The organism is Herbaspirillum sp. SJZ099, assembly GCF_007828355.1.
Classification (GTDB): Bacteria; Pseudomonadota; Gammaproteobacteria; order Burkholderiales; family Burkholderiaceae_D; genus Herbaspirillum.
Genome location: NZ_VIUO01000003.1, coordinates 73,838 through 91,305, shown reverse-complemented (window position 1 = coordinate 91,305; position 17,468 = coordinate 73,838). Strand labels below are relative to the sequence as shown.

Annotated in this window: 15 protein-coding genes; 4 read left to right on the top strand and 11 right to left on the bottom strand. The window is 65.3% G+C overall.

The features are described 5' to 3' along the window. Nucleotides 1–66 precede the first annotated feature (66 nt). The 10 genes from FB597_RS08240 to FB597_RS08195 all read right to left on the bottom strand — a co-directional run bounded on the left by FB597_RS08240 (nt 67) and on the right by FB597_RS08195 (nt 11,759). Complete coding sequence (locus tag FB597_RS08240; RefSeq protein ID WP_144769142.1) at nt 67–819, bottom strand: ABC transporter ATP-binding protein; 753 nt, start codon at nt 817–819, stop codon at nt 67–69. Then, nucleotides 816–2,615 (bottom strand): ATP-binding cassette domain-containing protein, encoded by a 1,800-nt coding sequence (locus FB597_RS08235; RefSeq protein WP_370454661.1) that lies wholly within the window; start codon nt 2,613–2,615, stop codon nt 816–818. The genes FB597_RS08240 and FB597_RS08235 overlap by 4 nt, the downstream gene beginning before the upstream one ends. Beyond that, nucleotides 2,612–3,652, bottom strand: coding sequence for a branched-chain amino acid ABC transporter permease (locus tag FB597_RS08230; protein ID WP_141914355.1), 1,041 nt, complete (start codon nt 3,650–3,652; stop codon nt 2,612–2,614). The genes FB597_RS08235 and FB597_RS08230 overlap by 4 nt, the downstream gene beginning before the upstream one ends. A gap of 88 nt (nt 3,653–3,740) precedes the next feature. Then, entirely contained in the window at nt 3,741–4,886 is a 1,146-nt protein-coding gene (locus tag FB597_RS08225) for an ABC transporter substrate-binding protein (protein ID WP_144769137.1), read from the bottom strand. Nucleotides 4,887–5,062: 176 nt separating this feature from the next. After that, nucleotides 5,063–5,482: a thioesterase family protein gene (locus FB597_RS08220; protein ID WP_141914353.1), complete on the bottom strand. Its 420-nt coding sequence runs from the start codon at nt 5,480–5,482 to the stop codon at nt 5,063–5,065. 13 nt (nt 5,483–5,495) lie between these two features. Beyond that, nucleotides 5,496–6,260 carry an SDR family NAD(P)-dependent oxidoreductase gene (locus FB597_RS08215; RefSeq protein WP_144769135.1) on the bottom strand — a complete coding sequence of 255 codons (765 nt, stop codon included), beginning with the start codon at nt 6,258–6,260 and terminating at the stop codon, nt 5,496–5,498. A 19-nt stretch (nt 6,261–6,279) separates the two neighbouring features. After that, nucleotides 6,280–7,533: a thiolase family protein gene (locus FB597_RS08210; RefSeq protein ID WP_141914351.1), complete on the bottom strand. Its 1,254-nt coding sequence runs from the start codon at nt 7,531–7,533 to the stop codon at nt 6,280–6,282. Between the two features lie 13 nt (nt 7,534–7,546). Beyond that, a complete protein-coding gene (locus FB597_RS08205; RefSeq protein ID WP_141914350.1) occupies nt 7,547–9,409 on the bottom strand; it encodes a feruloyl-CoA synthase in 1,863 nt (620 codons plus the stop codon). Between the two features lie 84 nt (nt 9,410–9,493). Continuing rightward, on the bottom strand, nt 9,494–10,276 hold the full coding sequence (locus FB597_RS08200; protein ID WP_144769133.1) for a crotonase/enoyl-CoA hydratase family protein: 783 nt from the start codon (nt 10,274–10,276) through the stop codon (nt 9,494–9,496). A gap of 307 nt (nt 10,277–10,583) precedes the next feature. Then, a complete protein-coding gene (locus FB597_RS08195) occupies nt 10,584–11,759 on the bottom strand; it encodes an ABC transporter substrate-binding protein (RefSeq protein WP_141914348.1) in 1,176 nt (391 codons plus the stop codon). A gap of 549 nt (nt 11,760–12,308) precedes the next feature. Between FB597_RS08195 and FB597_RS08190 the strand changes: the two genes are divergently transcribed. After that, nucleotides 12,309–13,406 (top strand): porin, encoded by a 1,098-nt coding sequence (locus FB597_RS08190; protein WP_144769130.1) that lies wholly within the window; start codon nt 12,309–12,311, stop codon nt 13,404–13,406. Between the two features lie 147 nt (nt 13,407–13,553). Here the strand turns inward: FB597_RS08190 and FB597_RS08185 are convergent, their stop codons facing one another. Next, the gene (locus tag FB597_RS08185; RefSeq protein WP_141914346.1) at nt 13,554–14,432 is read right to left on the bottom strand and encodes an IclR family transcriptional regulator C-terminal domain-containing protein; all 879 of its coding nucleotides are present in this window, start codon (nt 14,430–14,432) and stop codon (nt 13,554–13,556) included. Nucleotides 14,433–14,742: 310 nt separating this feature from the next. On the opposite strand from FB597_RS08185, the gene FB597_RS08180 reads away from it, so the two are divergent. From FB597_RS08180 to pcaF, 3 genes are read left to right on the top strand one after another with little or no spacing between them, the layout of a single operon-like run. Further along, a complete protein-coding gene (locus FB597_RS08180) occupies nt 14,743–15,417 on the top strand; it encodes a 3-oxoacid CoA-transferase subunit A (protein ID WP_141914345.1) in 675 nt (224 codons plus the stop codon). Further along, on the top strand, nt 15,414–16,055 hold the full coding sequence (locus tag FB597_RS08175; protein WP_144769128.1) for a CoA transferase subunit B: 642 nt from the start codon (nt 15,414–15,416) through the stop codon (nt 16,053–16,055). The genes FB597_RS08180 and FB597_RS08175 overlap by 4 nt, the downstream gene beginning before the upstream one ends. A 36-nt stretch (nt 16,056–16,091) precedes the next feature. Beyond that, nucleotides 16,092–17,294, top strand: coding sequence for a 3-oxoadipyl-CoA thiolase (pcaF, locus tag FB597_RS08170; RefSeq protein WP_144769126.1), 1,203 nt, complete (start codon nt 16,092–16,094; stop codon nt 17,292–17,294). Nucleotides 17,295–17,468: the final 174 nt, after the last annotated feature.

The window sequence follows — 17,468 nt, the reverse complement described above, 5'->3', positions numbered from 1 at the left end:
TGGTGTGGTCATGAGCATCTCCTGAATGGATCGTTTATCTCTTGCGCGGCGGCGGATGCGCCGAACTCAGGAGGCCACCGCATCCGGCGCGGCCTGCTTGCCGAAGCCGAGATAGGCCTGGATCACCTGGCTGTCGCCGGCCAGTTGCGCCGACTCGCCTTGCATGGTGACCTTGCCCAGTTCCAGCACGTAACCGTAGTCGGCGGTCTGCAGCGCCGCGCGCGCGTTCTGTTCGACCAGCAGCACCGAGATGCCGGCGCTGCGCAGTTCGGCCACGATCTGCAGGATTTCCTTGACGATGCGCGGGGCCAGCCCCAGGCTCGGTTCGTCCAGCATCAGCAGCTCCGGCTTGGCCATCAGCGCGCGGCCGATGGCCAGCATCTGGCGCTCGCCGCCCGAGAGCGTGCCGGCCAGCTGGCGCCGCCGTTCCTTCAGGCGCGGGAACATCTCGAATACCGTGGCCAGCTGATCCATCGGTTGCGCCTGGCGCAGCCGCAAGCGGCGGAATCCGCCCAGCAGCAGGTTGTCTTCCACGCTCATGGTGGAGAACAGTTCGCGCCGCTCAGGCACCAGGGCGATGCCTTCCAGCACGCGCTGTTCCAGGCTGCAGCGCTCGATGGCGCGGCCGCGGTAGCGGATCGTCCCCCGGGCCGGCAGCACGCCCATGATGGCGTTGAGCAGGGTGGACTTGCCGGCGCCGTTGGGGCCGATCACGGTGGCGATGCTGCCGCGCTCCAGCCTGAGATTGATGTCGTGCAAGGCCGGCACCTTGCCGTAGCTGGCGCGCAGCTGCGTCACTTCCAATAAGGTTTCGCTCATTCGATTCCACCCAGGTAGGCTTCGATCACGGCGGGATGCCGCTGGATTTCCTGCGGCGTGCCTTCGGCGATCTTGGCGCCGAATTCCATCACCACGATATGGTCGGTCAATTGCATGACGAATTCCATGTCATGTTCCACCAGCAGGATGCTCATGCCGTCGGCGCGTAGCTCCTGCAGCACCTTGGCCAGCGCCTGCTTTTCCAGGTGGCGCAGGCCGGCGGCGGGTTCGTCCAGCAGCAGCAGCAGCGGATCGCAGCACAGCGCGCGGGCGATTTCCAGGATGCGCTGCTGGCCCAGTGCCAGGTTGCCGGCCTGCTCATGCATCAGGTGTTGCAGGCCGACACGATGCAGCGCGCGCGCGGCCTCTTCCAGCAGCGCTTGTTCTTCGCGGCGCTCCAGGTGCAGCATGGCGTTGACGGTATTGCGCAGGAAACCCTGGCGGCTGCGCAGGTGCGCGCCCAGCGCCACATTCTCCAGCACCGACATGCCCGGCAGCAGGCGCACGTGCTGGAAGGTGCGGGCGATGCCCAGGCTGGCGATGGTGCGCGCCTGCAGGCCGGCGATGTCGCGACCGTTGAAGCTGACGCGTCCGCCGCTGGCATGCAGCAGGCCGGTGACCAGGTTGAAGGTGGTCGACTTGCCGGCGCCGTTGGGGCCGATTAGGCCGACGATCTCGCCGGCTTTCACATTGAAGGACACCTCATTGACCGCCACCAGTCCGCCGAAGCGCTTGGCGATCCGCTCCACCTGCAGCAGCGCCGCGCCGCGCGCCGGCGCCTGGCGCTTCGACATGGCCTGCGCGCCCGGCTGCAGCAATGGCCGCGGCGCCGGCGGAAGGACGCGCGTCCACAGCGCCCGCAGCCAGGGCCACAGGCCGCCGCGCGCATACTTGAGCAGCAGGATCAGGATCAGGCCGAAGACGATGCTTTCATAGCTGCCTTCGCCGCCCAGCAGCGCCGGCAGCAGCACCTGCAACTGGTCGGCCAGCAGCTTGAGCACGCCGGCGCCCAGCAGCGCGCCCCAGATATGCGCGATGCCGCCGACCACCACGATGAACAGGTATTCGATGCCCATCGCCAGGCTGAACGGCGACGGGTTGACGGTGCGCTGCATGTGCGCGAACAGCCAGCCCGACACCGAAGCCAGCAACGCCGCCAGCACGAAGATCAGGATCTTGTAGCGGCCGGTATCCACGCCCATCGCCTCGGCCATCGAGCGGCCGCCCTTGAGCGCGCGGATGGCGCGGCCGGCGCGCGAATCGAGCAGGTTCAGCGACAGCCAGGCGGCGCCCAGCACGATGGCCCAGATCAGGTAATAAAGATGGCGATCCTGCGTCAGGTCGATGCCCGGCAAATGCAGCGGCGGGATGCCGGCGATGCCGTCGTACTTGCCCAGCCATTCGACCTTGCCGAATAGGAAGTACAGGCTGATGCCCCAGGCGATGGTCGCCAGCGGCAGGTAGTGGCCCGACATGCGCAGCGTGATGCGTCCCAGCACATAGGCCGAGGCGCCGGTCAGCAGCAGGCCCAGCGGCAGCGTCAGCCAGGGCGAGATGCCGTGCGCGGTGCTCAGGTAAGACGTGGTGTAGGCGCCCAGCCCGACGAAGGCGGCCTGGCCGAACGAGGTCATGCCGCCGATGCCGGTCAGCAGCACCAGGCCGATGGCCACCAGCGCATACAGGCCGATGTAGTTGGCCTGGATGATCCAGAACTGCGGCGTGGGCAGCAGCGGGAAGAGTACCAGCAGCGCCAGCAGCGCCAGATGGGGAATGCGTCGCGTCGTCATGGTTTTCATTCCTCGTCCTCGTCATGCGCCGGCGTGACCAGCGAGCGCCACAGCAATATCGGCAGCAGGGCCATGAAGACGATCACCTCCTTGTAATCGCTGGCCCAGAACGAACTGAACGATTCCAGCAGGCCCACCAGCAGCGCCCCTCCGGCGGCCAGCGGGAAGCTGGCCAGTGCGCCGATGGTGGCGGCGACGAAGCCTTTGAGGCCGATCAGGAAGCCCGAGTCATAAAAAATGGTGCTCATCGGGCCAATCAACACGCCCGACAGAGCACCGATAAACGCCGCCACGGCAAAGGAGAGCTTGCCGGCCAGCGTCGTGGAAATTCCCATCAGGCGCGCGCCCAGGCGGTTGACCGCGGTCGCGCGCAAGGCCTTGCCGTACAGGGTGTAGCCGGAGAACAGCCACAACGCCAGCAGCAGGGCGCAGGCCGCGCCGACCACCACCAGCGTCTGCGCGCTCAGGGTCAGCGCCCCGATGTTCCAGCGCTCATCCCAGAATGCCGGCGTGCGGAACCCTTCGGCGCCGAAGAACACCAGCCCCAGCCCGGTCATGGCCAGATGGATGCCGACCGAGACGATCAGCAGTTGCAGCACGCTGGCATCGGCCATCGATTCGAATACCACTTGATACAACAGCGGTCCCAGCGCGGTGATGAGCAGCAGCGTCAGCGCCACTTGCACCGGCAGCGGAAACTGCTGCGGCGCGGCCCACCAGACCAGCGCGGCGATGGCCAGCGGCAGGCCCAGCGTATTGGCCAGGACGCGCGGCAGGCGCGCGGCCTGGCCGGCGCGCAGCAGCGCCGTGGTTTGCATCGCGGCCGCGCAACATGCCAGGATCAGCAGCAGCCACAGCGGGCCGGGACGCTGGCCCTGCTGCAGCATGGCCAGCGTGAGCGCGCCGAAGGCGACGAATTCGCCTTGCGGAATGAAGAGGATGCGAGTGACCGTAAACACCAGCACCAGGGCGATGGCGATCAGCCCGTAGACGATGCCGTTGGTCAGGCCGTCCAGCAGCAGGATGGCGGCGATGGATGAGTCCATGTGTGGAAAATGGAAGAATCAGGAACAAGGGCGGCGCGGCCATGGACTTGCATATGGGCCGCGCCGCTGCGTTTGAGGAAGAGCGCCGTCAGGGATTGGCGGCCTTCCAGTTGCCGTTCTGGATGGTCAGCATGATGCGCGCATCGTCGCCCAGGCCGAAGTGATCCTTGGCGGTGTAGTGCAGGGTGCCTTGCGAGATCTGGATATTGCCGGAGTTCTCCAGGGCATCCTTGAGCGCCGCGCGGAAGGCGGGCGTGCCGGGTTTGGCTTTCTTCAGCGCTTCCGGCACCACCTTCTGCAACACCAGCTGGGCATCGTAGATGTGGGCCGCGAACAGGTTGCGGGTGCCGGCGCCGTACTGCTTTTCATAGCGCGTGACGAAATCGGTGGCCAGCTTCTTCGACGGGTTGCTGTCAGGCAGCGCTTCCGGCACCACCGCCGGGCCCGATACCACGAAGGAACCCTCGACATCCTTGCCGCCCAGGCGGATCAGGTCGCGCGAGGCGGCGCTGTGGGTCTGGTAGATCTTGCCCTTGTAGCCGCGTTCGACCAGGGCCTTGTGCGGCATTGCCGCGCCGCTGCCGGACGCCACCACCAGCACCGCGTCGGGGTTGGCGCTGACCACCCGCAAGGCTTGCGCGGTGACGCTGGTGTCGGCGCGCGAGAAGCGCTCCACCGTGCCGACCTTGATGCCGGCGGCCGGCGCCAGGCGCTGCACTTCCTTGAGCCAGTTTTCGCCGTAGGAGTCGGAGTAGCCGAGGAAGCCGATGGTTTTCACGCCTTGCTTTTTCATCTGGTCCACCACGCCGCCGGCCATGACCGCGGTCGATTGCGGCAGGCGGAAGGTCCAGGCATCCTTGCCTTCAGGGGTTTCGATGGGGGAGATGGCCAGTTGCACCGTCTGGGTTTCCAGCGCCACGTCGGCGATGGCCAGCGTCGGCGGCACCGCCGCCGAGCCGATGATCAGGTCGACCTTGTCCTCGGCCACCAGGCGGCGCGCGTTCTTGCTGGCCTGGGTCGGGTCGGTGGCGTCGTCCAGCACCACCAGCTTGACCTTCTCGCCGCCGATGCTGTCGGGCCACAGCGCGAAGCCGTTCTTGGCGGGAATGCCCAGGCCCGAACCGGGGCCGGTCAGAGACATGATCACGCCGATGGTCAGTTCGGCATGGGCCGCGCCCGCGCAAGCCAGCATCGACGCCAGCAGGCTGGCCTTGAATATCTGTTTTACCCTCATTTTCGTCTCCTTGTATTTTGTGGTGTGTTGTTCAGATTTGTCCTCTACATCTTTCCGTCCGGACTGCGCAGGCCCCTGGGGGCCATCCCGAAGGCGCTCGGACAGTGCGCCTTCGATACGCGGCGAGGCCGCTATTCAGTCCGAACGGTATTCCGGCATGTCGAAACGGCCTCCTGTCAGCTGCACATTGCCCGGATGTCGGCCGGGATGGCGATGGCCTTGATGCGGCCGGGATCGTCCGGATGCCGGATGGCGAATACCCGGGTGTCGCGCCCTTCGGCCAGCAGTTCGCCATCGCGCTTGAGTTCGTGCCGCATGACGAAGGTCTTGTCGTTCCACTCGACGATGGCCGAGTGCACTTCCACCCGGTCGCCATAAGTGGCCGGCCGCACGAAGCGCGAACTGATGTCGACCACCGGCGTGCCGATGATGCCGCGCGTCTTTTCCGTCTCGCGCCAGGGCGGCACGCCGCACTGGTGGAAGAAGTTGCGCGAGGCGGCGTCGTACCAGCGGAAGAAATTGGGGAAGAACACGATGCCGGCCGGATCGCAGTCGCCGAATTCGACATTGATGGGATAGATGACGGTTTTGCTCATGGCGTGCTTCCCTTTAACGCGGCGCCAGGCGCAATGCGCCGTCGAGGCGGATCACCTCGCCGTTGAGCGACAGGTTGCCGGCGATGTGCAGCGCCAGTTGCGCGAACTCTCCCGCCTTGCCCAGGCGCTTAGGGAAGGGAATGGACGCCGCCAGCGACTGCTGCACCTCTTCCGGCAGCTTGTAGAGCAGCGGCGTGAGGAACAGCCCCGGCGCGATGGTCGCCACGCGGATGCCGTATTGCGCCAGGTCGCGCGCCAGCGGCAGCGTCATCGAGGTGATGCCGCCCTTGGAGGCGGCATAGCCGGCCTGGCCCACCTGGCCGTCATAGGCGGCCACCGAGGCGGTGGCAATTATCACGCCGCGTTCGCCGTCTTCCAATGGACTGGCGGCGGCCATGCGCGCGGCGGCCAGGCGGATCATGTTGAACGTGCCGATCAGGTTGACGTTGACGATGCGGCTGAAGTCCTCCAGCGGCATCGGGCTGCCATCCTTGCCGACCATCCGCTTGGCGCCGCCGATGCCGGCGCAGTTGACCAGGATGCGCGGCGCGCCGTTGGCTGCCTGCGCGGCATCCAGCGCCGCTTCGACCGAAGCGCTGTCGGTGATGTCGCAGCGCGCGGCATGGCAACCCAGTTCGGCCGCCAGCGCCTGGGCGGCTTCGGCATTGACATCGAGAATCGAGACGCGGGCGCCGGCGCGCGCCAGCTGGCGTACGGTCTCGGCCCCCAGTCCTGATGCGCCGCCGGTCACCAGCGCGGCTTGTCCTTGCAATTGCATGTTTGCTTTCCTTGTCGGTTCAATGGGAGGCGGAAGGGTTTTCCAGCAGCAGCGCGATGCCCTGGCCGCCGCCGATGCAGGCCGAAGCCACGCTGTAGCGCGCGCCGCGGCGGCGCATCTCGCGCGCCGCGGTGATCGACAGGCGCACGCCGGTGGCGGCCAGCGGATGGCCCAGCGCGATGGCGCCGCCGTTGACGTTGAGCTTGCTCCGGTCCAGGCCCAGCTCGCGTTCCACGGCCACGATCTGCGCCCCCTGCGCTTCGTTGATTTCGAAGCAGCCGATATCGTCCAGCGTCAGGCCGCTGCGTTCCAGCAGCAGGCGGATCGCCGGCGCCGGGCCGATGCCCATGATTTCCGGCGGCACGCCGACCACGGCGGCGGCGGCCACGCGCGCCAGCGGCGCGCAATCGTTGCGACGCAGGTAATCGCCCGAGGCCACCACCGTGGCGGCGGCGGCATCGACCAGCGCCGAGCTGTTGCCGCCGGTCTGCACGCCGTCCGGGTACAGCGTGCGCAGCCTGGCCAATACTTCCAGCGGCGACGGACGCGGGTGGGTATCCTGCGCGACCTGCTCGACCTTGCCTTGCAGTTTGATGTGGCGGTCGTGATAGCCGTCCAGGCGGAAGGTCTCGTTGCCGACCGCGACGATCTCGCCGGCGTGGAAACCGTCCTCCCGGGCGCGCAGCGCGCGCTCGAACGACAGCGCAGCGTATTCGTCGACCGCGGCGCGCGCGATGCCGTATTTCTTGGCCAGGTTCTCGGCGGTCTGCGGCATGGTGATGCCGGGGGCGGGATCGACCAGCGCTTCCCACATGTAGTCCTGGAAATCCACCGGCGCGCCGAGCTTGAAGCCGGTGCGGTGCGAGAAGGAGGCGATCGGGTTGCGCGTCATCGATTCGCTGCCCACCACCAGCGCGGTCTCGGTATAGCCGCGCTCGATCTGGTCGCCGGCCTGGCGGATCAGTTCGAACCCGGTGCCGCAGATGCGCTGGACCATGATCGCCGGCACCGTCAGCGGCACGCCGGCATACAGGCCGATGTGGCGCGGCAGTATGTACTGGTAGGCATCGCCCGGCGCCATGTTGCCGGCGATGACCGAACCGATGTCGGCGGCCGGGATGCCGGTGCGCGCCAGCACTTCGCGCGCCACCTTGATGCCCATGTCGGTGGGCGAGAGCTGGCTGAAGGCGGTGCAGTAATCGACCATGGGCGTGCGTACGCCGCCGGCCATCCACACATCGTTGAAACTGGAATAGAAAGCGTGTTGTGCCATGTCCTGTCAGTCCTTAATGAGTGGCGGCGGCAGGCGCGCGCACCGTCAATACGGCCGCGTCGCTGCCCTGGTACAGGGTGTCGACCAGGGCTGCCCGGTGCGTCAGCACGGCGCGCTGGTTGATCGAGCCCTTGTCGGTGATTTCGCCCTTGTCGAAGGACGGCGGATCGACCAGCAGCAGCGCGCGCACGACGCGGTTGGAACTGCCGGTGGCGTGCTGCTGCAGGCGTTCCAGCATTTCCTGGAAGAACGCGCGCACCGGCGCCGCAGCGACCACCTCGGCGCGCGAGGCATCGGCGGGCAGCCGCGCAAGCTGGCGGCAGCGCTCGATGTTGGGCACGATCAGCATGCCGACCTCGTGGCGATCCTGGCCGGTGATGACGGCGTCCTGCAGGTAGGGCGCGCCTTCATGCGCGATCAGCGCGCGCAGCGGCCCGACGCTGACCCAGGTGCCGGTATAGAGCTTGAAGTCTTCCGCCACGCGGCCGTCGAACATGAAGCCGCGGTCGTGATGTTCCGGGTCCAGCCAGCGCACCGCGTCGCCGGAGCGGAAGAAGCCCTCGTCGTCGAAGGACTCGGCGGTCTGTTCCGGCGCCCGCCAGTAACCCGGCGTCACGTTGGGGCCGCGATAGCGGATCTCCAGCTTGTCGCCGTCGGGCACCAGCTTGATTTCCATGCCCGGCGTAGGAATTCCGATCTGCCCCGCGCGCACCTGCTCGTCGACCACGAACAGCGCCGAGGGCGCGGTCTCGGTCATGCCCAGTCCGCACGACATCACGATGCGTTCGCCGCAGGCCGCCTCGGCGGTGGCGTGCAGCTTGTCCCACACCGGCTGGGCCAGCGCGGCGCCGGCGTAGAACTGCATGCGCAGGCGGCTGTAGAAGGTCTTGCGCAGCGCTTCATCCTTTTCCAGCGCATGGGCCAGGCCTTCCCAGCCGACCGGGACGTTGAAATAGACCGTGGGCGCGATCTCGCGCAAGTTGTTCAGCGTCACGGCCAGGCCTTGCGGCGTCGGCTTGCCTTCGTCGATGTACATGGTGCCGCCGTTGTAGAGCACGATGCCGACGTTGTGGTTGCTGCCGAAGGTGTGGTTCCACGGCAGCCAGTCGACCAGCACCGGCGGCTCTTCGGTCAGGAAGGGGAAGGTCTGGGCGATCATCTGCAGGTTGCTGCAGATCATGCGCTGGGTGTTGATCACCGCCTTGGGCATCCTGGTCGAGCCCGAGGTGAACAGGAATTTGGCGATGGTGTCCGGGCCGGTGGCGGCGTGGGCGCGTTCGACTTCCTCGCCGGCGGCGGTGGCTTCCAGTTCGGAAAACAGGGTGCAGGCGCGACCGGCGGGCGGCGCTTCGGTCACCACGAATTCGATATCGGGCGCCACCGCGGCGACGGCGGCGGCGAACTTCTCGCCATGCGCGGCGAAGATCAGGCCGGGCGTGAGCAGTTGCACCGCATGGCGCAGCTTGGCGTAATCCTTCGACAGCAGCGAATAAGCCGACGACACCGGCGCGTAAGGCACGCCGGCGTAATGGCACCCCAGCGCCAGCATGGCGTGTTCCAGGTCGTTCTCCGACAGGATCAGCAACGGCCGCTCGGCCGACAGGCCGCGCTGCAGCAGCGCCTGGCCGATGCGCCTGGCGCTTTGCAGCGCTTGCCCATAGCTGATGCGGCGCCAGCCGCCGGCGGCCTCTCGGCGCGCCATGAAGGTGCGCTCGGGATCGAGCGCGGCCCAGTGAAGCAGTTTGTCGGTCAGCCGCCGGGGGTAATCCTGCAGCGGTTGGCGGGTCTTGACGATGGTCTGGCCGTCAGCGGCGGGAAAGACGTCGACGCCGCCGATGCCGAACCTGACGCTGCGATAGCGAGGTGGAGTGTTCATACATGTCTCTGTTTATGTGATACGCACGGTCATTGCCGCGCGGTCGTATCTATTGTTATGTGCTGCTGTATTACTGACGCGTGATTATGCCGGCTTGACCTTGTTCTGCTTGTGGTCGAGGAACGCCGCCAGGCGCCGCTTGGTATCCGGATCGCTGCCGGCCACCGCGGCCATCAGCGACTCGGTCATCAGGCCGTCCTGGATCGACTGGTCATGGATGCGCGGCAGCACATGCATGACGCCGTAGTTGGTCATCGGCGCGTTGCCGGCGATGCGTTCGGCCAGTTCGCGCGCCTTGTCCAGGCCTTTCCCGGTGGCGGTGGCGTATTGCGAGATGCCGGCCTGGTGGCCTTCCTCGGCCGACAGCACGCGCCCGGTCAGCATCATGTCGGACATGCGCGCCACGCCGATCAGGCGCGAGATGCGCACCGAGCCGCCGCCGCCCACGAACAGTCCGCGCTGGCCTTCCGGCAATCCATAGAATGCGCTCTCTTCGGCCACGCGAATATGCGCCGCCGCCGCCAATTCCAGGCCGCCGCCGATCACCGCGCCATGCAGCACCGCGATCACCGGCACGCGGCCGAACTGGACCTGCTCGAAGGCGGCATGCCACATGCGCGAATGGTGCATCGATTCCGGCGTGCCGCGCTCGCGCAATTCCGCGAGGTCGAGGCCGGCGCAGAAGTGTTCTCCCTTGCCGTAGATGATGGCCGCCTTGACGCCTTCGGGCAGGGTTTCGAAACAATCGCGGATGGCGCGCACCAGCGGATCGCTGAGCGCGTTGCGCTTGGTTTCGCGGTTGATGGCGATTTCGGCGATGGCGCCGCGGTGGTGGATTTCCAGGAGTTCGCTGTTGTGGATGCTCATGCTTTCGCTCATCTTGCCGTTGTCGGTTTTTGAATTTAGTTATAAATTAGAACTGTTATTTAGTATAAATATGTGGGGAGTAAACGCAAGTGCCATGCCGATGCAAATTTGTTCGATATTCATAAAAGAGGGCGGTAACCGAACAAGCTGTCGATGCCAGGCGATGCATCGGAATGGTGCGTTGCGAAGGCCGGGCGGCTTGTTTTGCGGGGCGGCGCCGCGCAGCCGCCGCGCCATGCGGCGAAGGCAAGAAAAAACGCCGGTGTGCAATGCACACCGGCGTTTCATGGTTGCCTCGGACGGGAATTTACTTGCCGCTGTCCTTGACGTTCTCGAACTTGTCGAACTCGACGTTGTAGGCTTCGTTGCCGATCTTCTCCACCTTGCGCACATACACCGTCTGCACGATGTCGCGCGTGGCCGGGTCGATGGCGATGGGGCCGCGCGGGCTGGTGAACTTCATGTTCTTGAGGATCGCCATGGCCTTGTCGCCGTCGATCTTGCCGTTGAGCTTTTTGGAAACATCGTAGATCGCAGCCATGCCGTCATATGCGGCCACCGCCATGAAGTTCGGGCGTCCGGCGCCCGGATTGGCGGCGGCGAAGCTCTTCAGGAATGCCTTGTTCTCCGGCGAATCGTGCGCGGCCGAATAGTGGAAGGTGGTGATCACGCCCAGCGTGGCGTCGCCCATGGCCGGCATCACATGGTCATCGGTGAGGTCGCCGGTGGCGATGACCTTGATGCCGGCTTCGGCCAGGCCGCGCTCGCGATAACCCTTCATGAAGGCGATGCTCTGCTCGCCGGCCGGCACGAAGATGAAGACCGCTTCGGGCTTGGCATCCTTGATGCGCTGGATGTAGGGGGCGAACTCGGGATTGCGCAGCGGCACCCGTATCGATTCGAGCACCTGGCCGCCGCCGCCCAGCAGGTTGGTCTTGAAGGCGGTCTCGGCATCGATGCCGGGGCCGTAGTCGGCCACCAGCGTGACCACGCGCCTGATGCCGTTCTTCAGCGCCCAGGTCGCCATGGGGCCGGAGACCTGCGGCAGCGTCATCGAGAAGCGCGCGATGTAGTTGGACTTGGTGGTGATCACCGAGGTCGCGGCATTCATGACGATCATCGGTTTCTTGGCCTGTTCGGCGATCGGCGCCACGGCCAGCGCTTCCGGGGTGAGGCCGAAGCCGGCCAGGAAGTCGACCTTGTCGCGCACCACCAGTTCCTGCGCCAGGCGCTTGGCGATTTCCGGCGCAGGCCCGGTGGTGTCCTTGATGATGATCTGTATCTTCTTGCCGGCGACTTGATCGCCGTGCTGCGCCATGTAGGCCTTGATGCCGCCTTCCATCTGCTTGCCGTAGTCGGCGAAGGGACCGGAGAAAGCGGCGACCAGGCCGACCTTGATGGTGTCTTCGGCCTGTGCGTGCGCGGCCGCGATGAAATTTGCCCCTGCCAGCAGCGCCAGCAAAGCGGTTTTCTTGAACGTCATTTTTTGTCTCCTGGTTACGCGTATTTCGTCGATGGGAAAACGCTTCTGTCGCGCCCGCCATTGTCGCATCGCGGACGTTTGCTGTTGCTTGAAGGCGACGCGCCGTCTTTTTTTCCGGTTCGCGTTTTGTTGACAAGCTCCGGCGAGGACAATAGTATCTCAACGAGTGTTCGGTTAACAACATATTGTTCGATAATCGCACATCAAATAAAACAGCAAAAACAGAAGGGCGGAGACGGTTCTTCCTCAGGCATCGATCGGTGCCATTGACATGACATGACTTGATGCGGTGCGCGTAACGCATCGCATGCAGTATCAGCAGCAAGCCGACGGCACGCATTCCGCGGCAAGGGCTGCCCATGCCAGCGCAAGGTGCGGTTCGCAGGGCTAGGTATCGAAACATCGCAAATAAAGACCAAGGTATTCGCAACAAGGCAGGGAAAGCGGACGGCGAGCAGCGAATCGCCGGCACGCGCCGGATCATGGCGCGGCAGCCGGCAGCAGGCCGGCCAACAACAATCGTTCATACAACAACAGGAGGAGACAGCAATGAAAAGAAAAAAGGTATGCGGCGCAGTCGCACTGGCCGGCGCAATGTGCGCGGGATCGGCAATGGCCCAGAGTTCGGTCACCATCTACGGCATCATTGACACCGGCGTGATGTACACCACCAACGCCAATGCCGCGGGAAATTCCAACTTCAAGATGCCTTCGCTGACGGGCTCGTTCCCTTCGCGCATCGGCTTCAAGGGGACGGAAGATCTCGGCGGCGGCTTGCAGGCGATGTTCGTGCTGGAGTCGGGATTCGCGCCTGATACCGGCGCGATGGGGCAGGGCAATCGCCTGTTCGGCCGCCAGTCCTACGTCGGCTTGAAGGGCGACTGGGGCCAGATCATGTTGGGCCGCCAGGTCAACATGACTTACCTGTCCGGACTGAAGACCGACGTGATGGGGCCCAACATCTTCGCCATCGGCAGCATCGACGCTTATCTGCCCAATGCGCGCAGCGACAATGCGATCGGCTATCTGGGCACGTTCAGCGGCTTCACCCTGGGCGCGACCTACAGCTTCGGCCGCGACACCTCGGGCACAGGCGGCCCGGCGGCGACCAACTGCCCCGGCGAAGTGGCCGGCAACAGCAAGGCCTGCCGCCAGGTTACCGGTATGCTGGGTTATGACGGCAAGGGTTTCGGCGTCACGACTTCCTATGACATCCTGTACGGCAATACCGGTGCATCGGGCGGGCTGAGCAGCAGCAGCAATTCGGACCAGCGCATCACCGTCAACGGCTACTTCATGCTGGGCGACACCAAGATCGGCGCCGGTGTGATCGACCGTCGCACCCGCGCGGCGGCCAATGTCAATACCGACTCCGACCTGTACTACCTGGGCGTGAGCTATCCGATCTCGACGGCATTGGTGCTGGATGCGCAGATCTCGCGCCTGGATGTCAAGAGCAGCCCCAACGACGTGAACTTGCTGGTGGCGCGCCTGACCTACAACCTGTCCAAGCGTACCGCGCTCTACACATCGGTAGGCCGCATCACCAACGGCGGCACATCGGCTGTCGCCATCGATGCGGGCGGCACGATCGGCGCCGGCAAGAACCAGGTCGGCGTGATGACGGGTATTCGCCACACCTTCTGAGCGGCAGTGGGAAAGTCTTGAGGAAAATGGCGAAGGCGGTTTCCGTCTTCGCCTTCGGCCCGGCCATCCAGCAGGATGTCCGGGCCGTTTTTTCGGGAAGCATCCAGCGGCGCGTCGCCGTCCGGGCGGAAAAGAAGCCGATGGCGTTCAGGGCAGCAGCACCGACAGCTCTTGCGCGCCGCGCAGCAGCACCGGCAGGATCTCTTCTTCCATCTGGCGCTGCGACACGCGCGCGGCTTGCGCGCCGACGTTGAGCGCGGCCAGCACGTTGCCGGAAGCGCCGCGTACCGGCACCGCGATGGAGCGCAGGCCCACTTCCAGTTCCTCATCGATGACGGCGTAGCCGGCTTCGCGCACGCGGGCCAGGATCTCGCGCAGGCGCTTTTGCGAGACCACGGTCTTGTCGGTCAGGGCGCGCAGCTTCACTTTCTCGAAATAGGCTTTCAGCTGGTCATCCGGAAGATGGGACAGCATCACGCGGCCCAGCGAGGTGCAGTAGGCCGGCAGGCGGCTGCCGGTGTTGAGCGCCACCGACATCACGCGCGAAGCGGCCGAGCGCGCCACGTACAGCACTTCGTTGTCGTCCAGCACGGCCAGCGAGCAGGATTCGCCCAGCGTGCGGCTGATGTTGTTCAGGTAGGGCTGGGCGGAAATCGTCAACGGCGTGGAGGACAGGTAGGAGTAACCCAGCGTCAGGATCTTCGGGCGCAGCGAAAAGTTGTTGACCTCGGAATCGGCGTACCCCAGCTGCTTGAGCGTATGCAGGCAGCGCCGCACGGCCGCGCGCGGGATGCCGGTCTTCTGGCTGATCTGGGCGATGGTCAGGCTGCGGCGCGAATCGCTGAAGGCGCGGATCACCGCCAGTCCGCGCGCCAGCGAAGTCATGAAACTGGGGTCGGTGAGGGCGTCGATTTCCTCGGCGATGGTCAGCTCGCGTTCCTGTTCGGCTTCCTGTTGCTTGGCCTTGGTCTTGCCGGCGTTTCCGGGAGTGGACTTGCGCGCTTTCGGAGCTGGGGTGGTAGGCATATTCGATCGGTCTGCGGTAACGGTCGGATGTTGGCGGTTCGGTATCGGCTGCGTATTGATTCTAAACGCATGTGCGGCAAACGAACACATCCGGATGGTTTTTCTTGACGGCGATCGGGCCGGATCGCTAAACTCTTTTTGTGCGAAAAACAAACATTAGTTCGTTTATCGAACATTATTGGGCGAGAAAAAAGCCTTGGAACGATAAGAAAAATCATCGGAGGCAATACCCGAGCGCGCCATGCAGGCGGCTGGGGCATCGGATTCATGCATAAGCCGCCCGAGCGGCGACAACAAAAGAGAGTGCAACGTGATCGATAAAACTTTTGAGTCTTTGGAGCAGGCGGTGGCCGATATCCACGACGGCGCCACCATCATGATCGGGGGATTCGGCAATGCCGGCATGCCGGCCGCACTGATCGACGCGCTGATCGCCCAGGGGGCGCGCGACCTCACCATCGTCAACAACAATGCCGGCAATGGCGATACCGGCCTGGCCGCGTTGCTCAAGTCCAGGCGGGTGAAGAAGATCATCTGTTCCTTCCCGCGCCAAGCCGACTCCCATGTATTCGACGCGCTCTACCGCGCCGGCGAGATCGAGCTGGAGCTCACGCCCCAGGGCAACCTGGCCGAGCGCATCCGCGCCGCCGGCGCCGGCATCGGCGGCTTCTTCAGCCCGACCGGCTATGGCACCATGCTGGCCGAAGGCAAGGAAACGCGACTCATCGACGGCCGCCATTACGTGCTGGAGTCGCCGATCCACGCCGATTTCGCCCTGATCAAGGCGCTGCGCGGCGACCGCTGGGGCAACCTGGTGTACCGCAAGACCGCGCGCAACTTCGGTCCTGTCATGGCCATGGCCGCCAAGTGCACCATCGCCCAGGTCAGCGAAGTGGTGGAACTGGGGCAGATCGATCCGGAAGTCATCGTCACGCCGGGCATCTTCGTGCAGCGGATCGTGCAAACCAAGGAGGTGCAGCAATGAACCGTTTTTCCCGTGACCAGATCGCCGCGCGCGTGGCGCAGGACATTCCAGAGGGCGCCTATGTGAACCTCGGCATCGGCCTGCCGACCAAGGTCGCCAATTACCTGCCGGCCGACAAGGAAATCTTCCTGCACAGCGAAAACGGCCTGCTCGGCATGGGCCCGGCGCCGGCGCCGGGCCAGGAGGATGAAGACCTGATCAATGCCGGCAAGCAGCCGGTCACGCTGCTCACCGGCGGCGCCTACTTCCATCACGGCGACTCGTTTGCGATGATGCGCGGCGGCCACCTCGACATTTGCGTGCTGGGCGCGTTCCAGGTGTCGGCCGGCGGCGACCTGGCCAACTGGCACACCGGCGCGCCGGACGCCATTCCCGCCGTGGGCGGAGCGATGGACCTGGCCATCGGCGCCAAGCAGGTGTTCGTGATGATGGAGCACCAGACCAAGGGCGGCGAAAGCAAGATCGTCGAAAAATGCGCCTATCCGCTGACTGGCATCGGCTGCGTCAACCGCATCTATACCGACCTGGCCGTGATCGACGTCACGCCGCGGGGATTGCAGGTGCGCGAGATCGTCGAGGGCCTGTCCTTCGCCGAATTGCAACAACTGACCGGTGCGCCGCTGCTGCCGGCGGCCTGAGTTGCATCGGAATTGCACCGGAACCATGAGGAAACCATGAAAGACGTATTTATCTGCGATGCCATCCGCACCCCGATCGGCCGTTTCGGCGGCGCCTTGAAGGATGTGCGCGCCGACGACCTCGGTGCCGTGCCGCTGCGCGCCCTGATGGAGCGCAACCCGCAGGTCGACTGGCGCGCGGTGGACGACGTGATCTACGGCTGCGCCAACCAGGCCGGCGAAGACAACCGCAACGTGGCGCGCATGTCGCTGCTGCTGGCCGGTTTGCCCAAGGAGGTTTCCGGCTCCACCATCAACCGCCTGTGCGGTTCGGGCATGGACGCGGTCGGCACCGCCGCGCGCGCCATCAAGGCGGGGGAGGCGCAACTGATGATCGCCGGCGGCGTGGAGTCGATGACCCGCGCGCCGTTCGTGATGGGCAAGGCCGAGAGCGCCTTCTCCCGCAGCGCGACCATCTACGACACCACCATCGGCTGGCGCTTCGTCAACCGCCTGATGAAAGAACAGTACGGCGTCGACGCCATGCCGGAGACGGCGGAGAACGTGGCCGACGACTACAAGGTCAACCGCGCAGACCAGGACAAGTTCGCCGTGAACAGCCAGGCCAAGGCGGCCGCGGCCCAGAGTAACGGTATCCTGGCGCAGGAGATCGTGCCGGTGGTGATTGCGCAGAAGAAGGGCGATCCGGTGACCGTCTCGCAGGACGAGCATCCGCGCGCCACCAGCATGGAGGCATTGGCCAGGCTCAAGGGCGTAGTGCGTCCCGACGGCACGGTCACGGCCGGCAATGCCTCGGGCGTGAACGATGGCGCCTGCGCCTTGCTGCTGGCCAGCGCCGAGGCGGTGGAAAAATACGGCCTGAAACCGAAGGCGCGTATCCTCGGCATGGCCGCCGCCGGCGTGGCGCCGCGCATCATGGGCATCGGCCCGGCGCCGGCCAGCAAGAAACTGCTGGCGCAGCTGGGACTCGGCATCGACCAGATGGACGTGATCGAATTGAACGAAGCTTTCGCCTCGCAAGGCCTGGCGGTGTTGCGCGAGCTGGGCGTGGCCGACGACGACGCGCGCGTCAATCCCAACGGCGGCGCCATCGCGCTGGGCCATCCGCTGGGCATGAGCGGCGCGCGCCTGGTGACGACCGCAACCTACCAGCTGCAGCGCACCGGCGGCCGTTATGCGCTGTGCACCATGTGCATCGGCGTAGGGCAGGGCATCGCCATGGTGATCGAGCGGGTCTGAGGCAAGACGCAGGCGCCGCGCGTGGGCGGCGACTGCGGCAGGAAGCACAAGAATACGAAGAATACAACAAGCATTCAATCACAAGCCGCCGGTAAAAAAGAGCGGAGCAAGAGCAGAAGAGGAGAGCAGCCGCATCATGCACAAGCATTGTCATTTCACGCCCGTAACGGGCAT

What these genes read in the sequence shown, in the direction of transcription:
- FB597_RS08195 (WP_141914348.1), bottom strand. Translation starts at nt 11,759, where the DNA reads ATGACGTTCAAGAAAACCGCTTTGCTGGCGCTGCTGGCAGGGGCAAAT.
- FB597_RS08190 (WP_144769130.1), top strand. Translation starts at nt 12,309, where the DNA reads ATGAAAAGAAAAAAGGTATGCGGCGCAGTCGCACTGGCCGGCGCAATG.
- FB597_RS08235 (WP_370454661.1), bottom strand. Translation starts at nt 2,615, where the DNA reads ATGAAAACCATGACGACGCGACGCATTCCCCATCTGGCGCTGCTGGCG.
- FB597_RS08220 (WP_141914353.1), bottom strand. Translation starts at nt 5,482, where the DNA reads ATGAGCAAAACCGTCATCTATCCCATCAATGTCGAATTCGGCGACTGC.
- FB597_RS08240 (WP_144769142.1), bottom strand. Translation starts at nt 819, where the DNA reads ATGAGCGAAACCTTATTGGAAGTGACGCAGCTGCGCGCCAGCTACGGC.
- FB597_RS08225 (WP_144769137.1), bottom strand. Translation starts at nt 4,886, where the DNA reads ATGAGGGTAAAACAGATATTCAAGGCCAGCCTGCTGGCGTCGATGCTG.
- FB597_RS08215 (WP_144769135.1), bottom strand. Translation starts at nt 6,260, where the DNA reads ATGCAATTGCAAGGACAAGCCGCGCTGGTGACCGGCGGCGCATCAGGA.
- pcaF (WP_144769126.1), top strand. Translation starts at nt 16,092, where the DNA reads ATGAAAGACGTATTTATCTGCGATGCCATCCGCACCCCGATCGGCCGT.
- FB597_RS08205 (WP_141914350.1), bottom strand. Translation starts at nt 9,409, where the DNA reads ATGAACACTCCACCTCGCTATCGCAGCGTCAGGTTCGGCATCGGCGGC.
- FB597_RS08175 (WP_144769128.1), top strand. Translation starts at nt 15,414, where the DNA reads ATGAACCGTTTTTCCCGTGACCAGATCGCCGCGCGCGTGGCGCAGGAC.
- FB597_RS08210 (WP_141914351.1), bottom strand. Translation starts at nt 7,533, where the DNA reads ATGGCACAACACGCTTTCTATTCCAGTTTCAACGATGTGTGGATGGCC.
- FB597_RS08230 (WP_141914355.1), bottom strand. Translation starts at nt 3,652, where the DNA reads ATGGACTCATCCATCGCCGCCATCCTGCTGCTGGACGGCCTGACCAAC.
- FB597_RS08200 (WP_144769133.1), bottom strand. Translation starts at nt 10,276, where the DNA reads ATGAGCATCCACAACAGCGAACTCCTGGAAATCCACCACCGCGGCGCC.
- FB597_RS08185 (WP_141914346.1), bottom strand. Translation starts at nt 14,432, where the DNA reads ATGCCTACCACCCCAGCTCCGAAAGCGCGCAAGTCCACTCCCGGAAAC.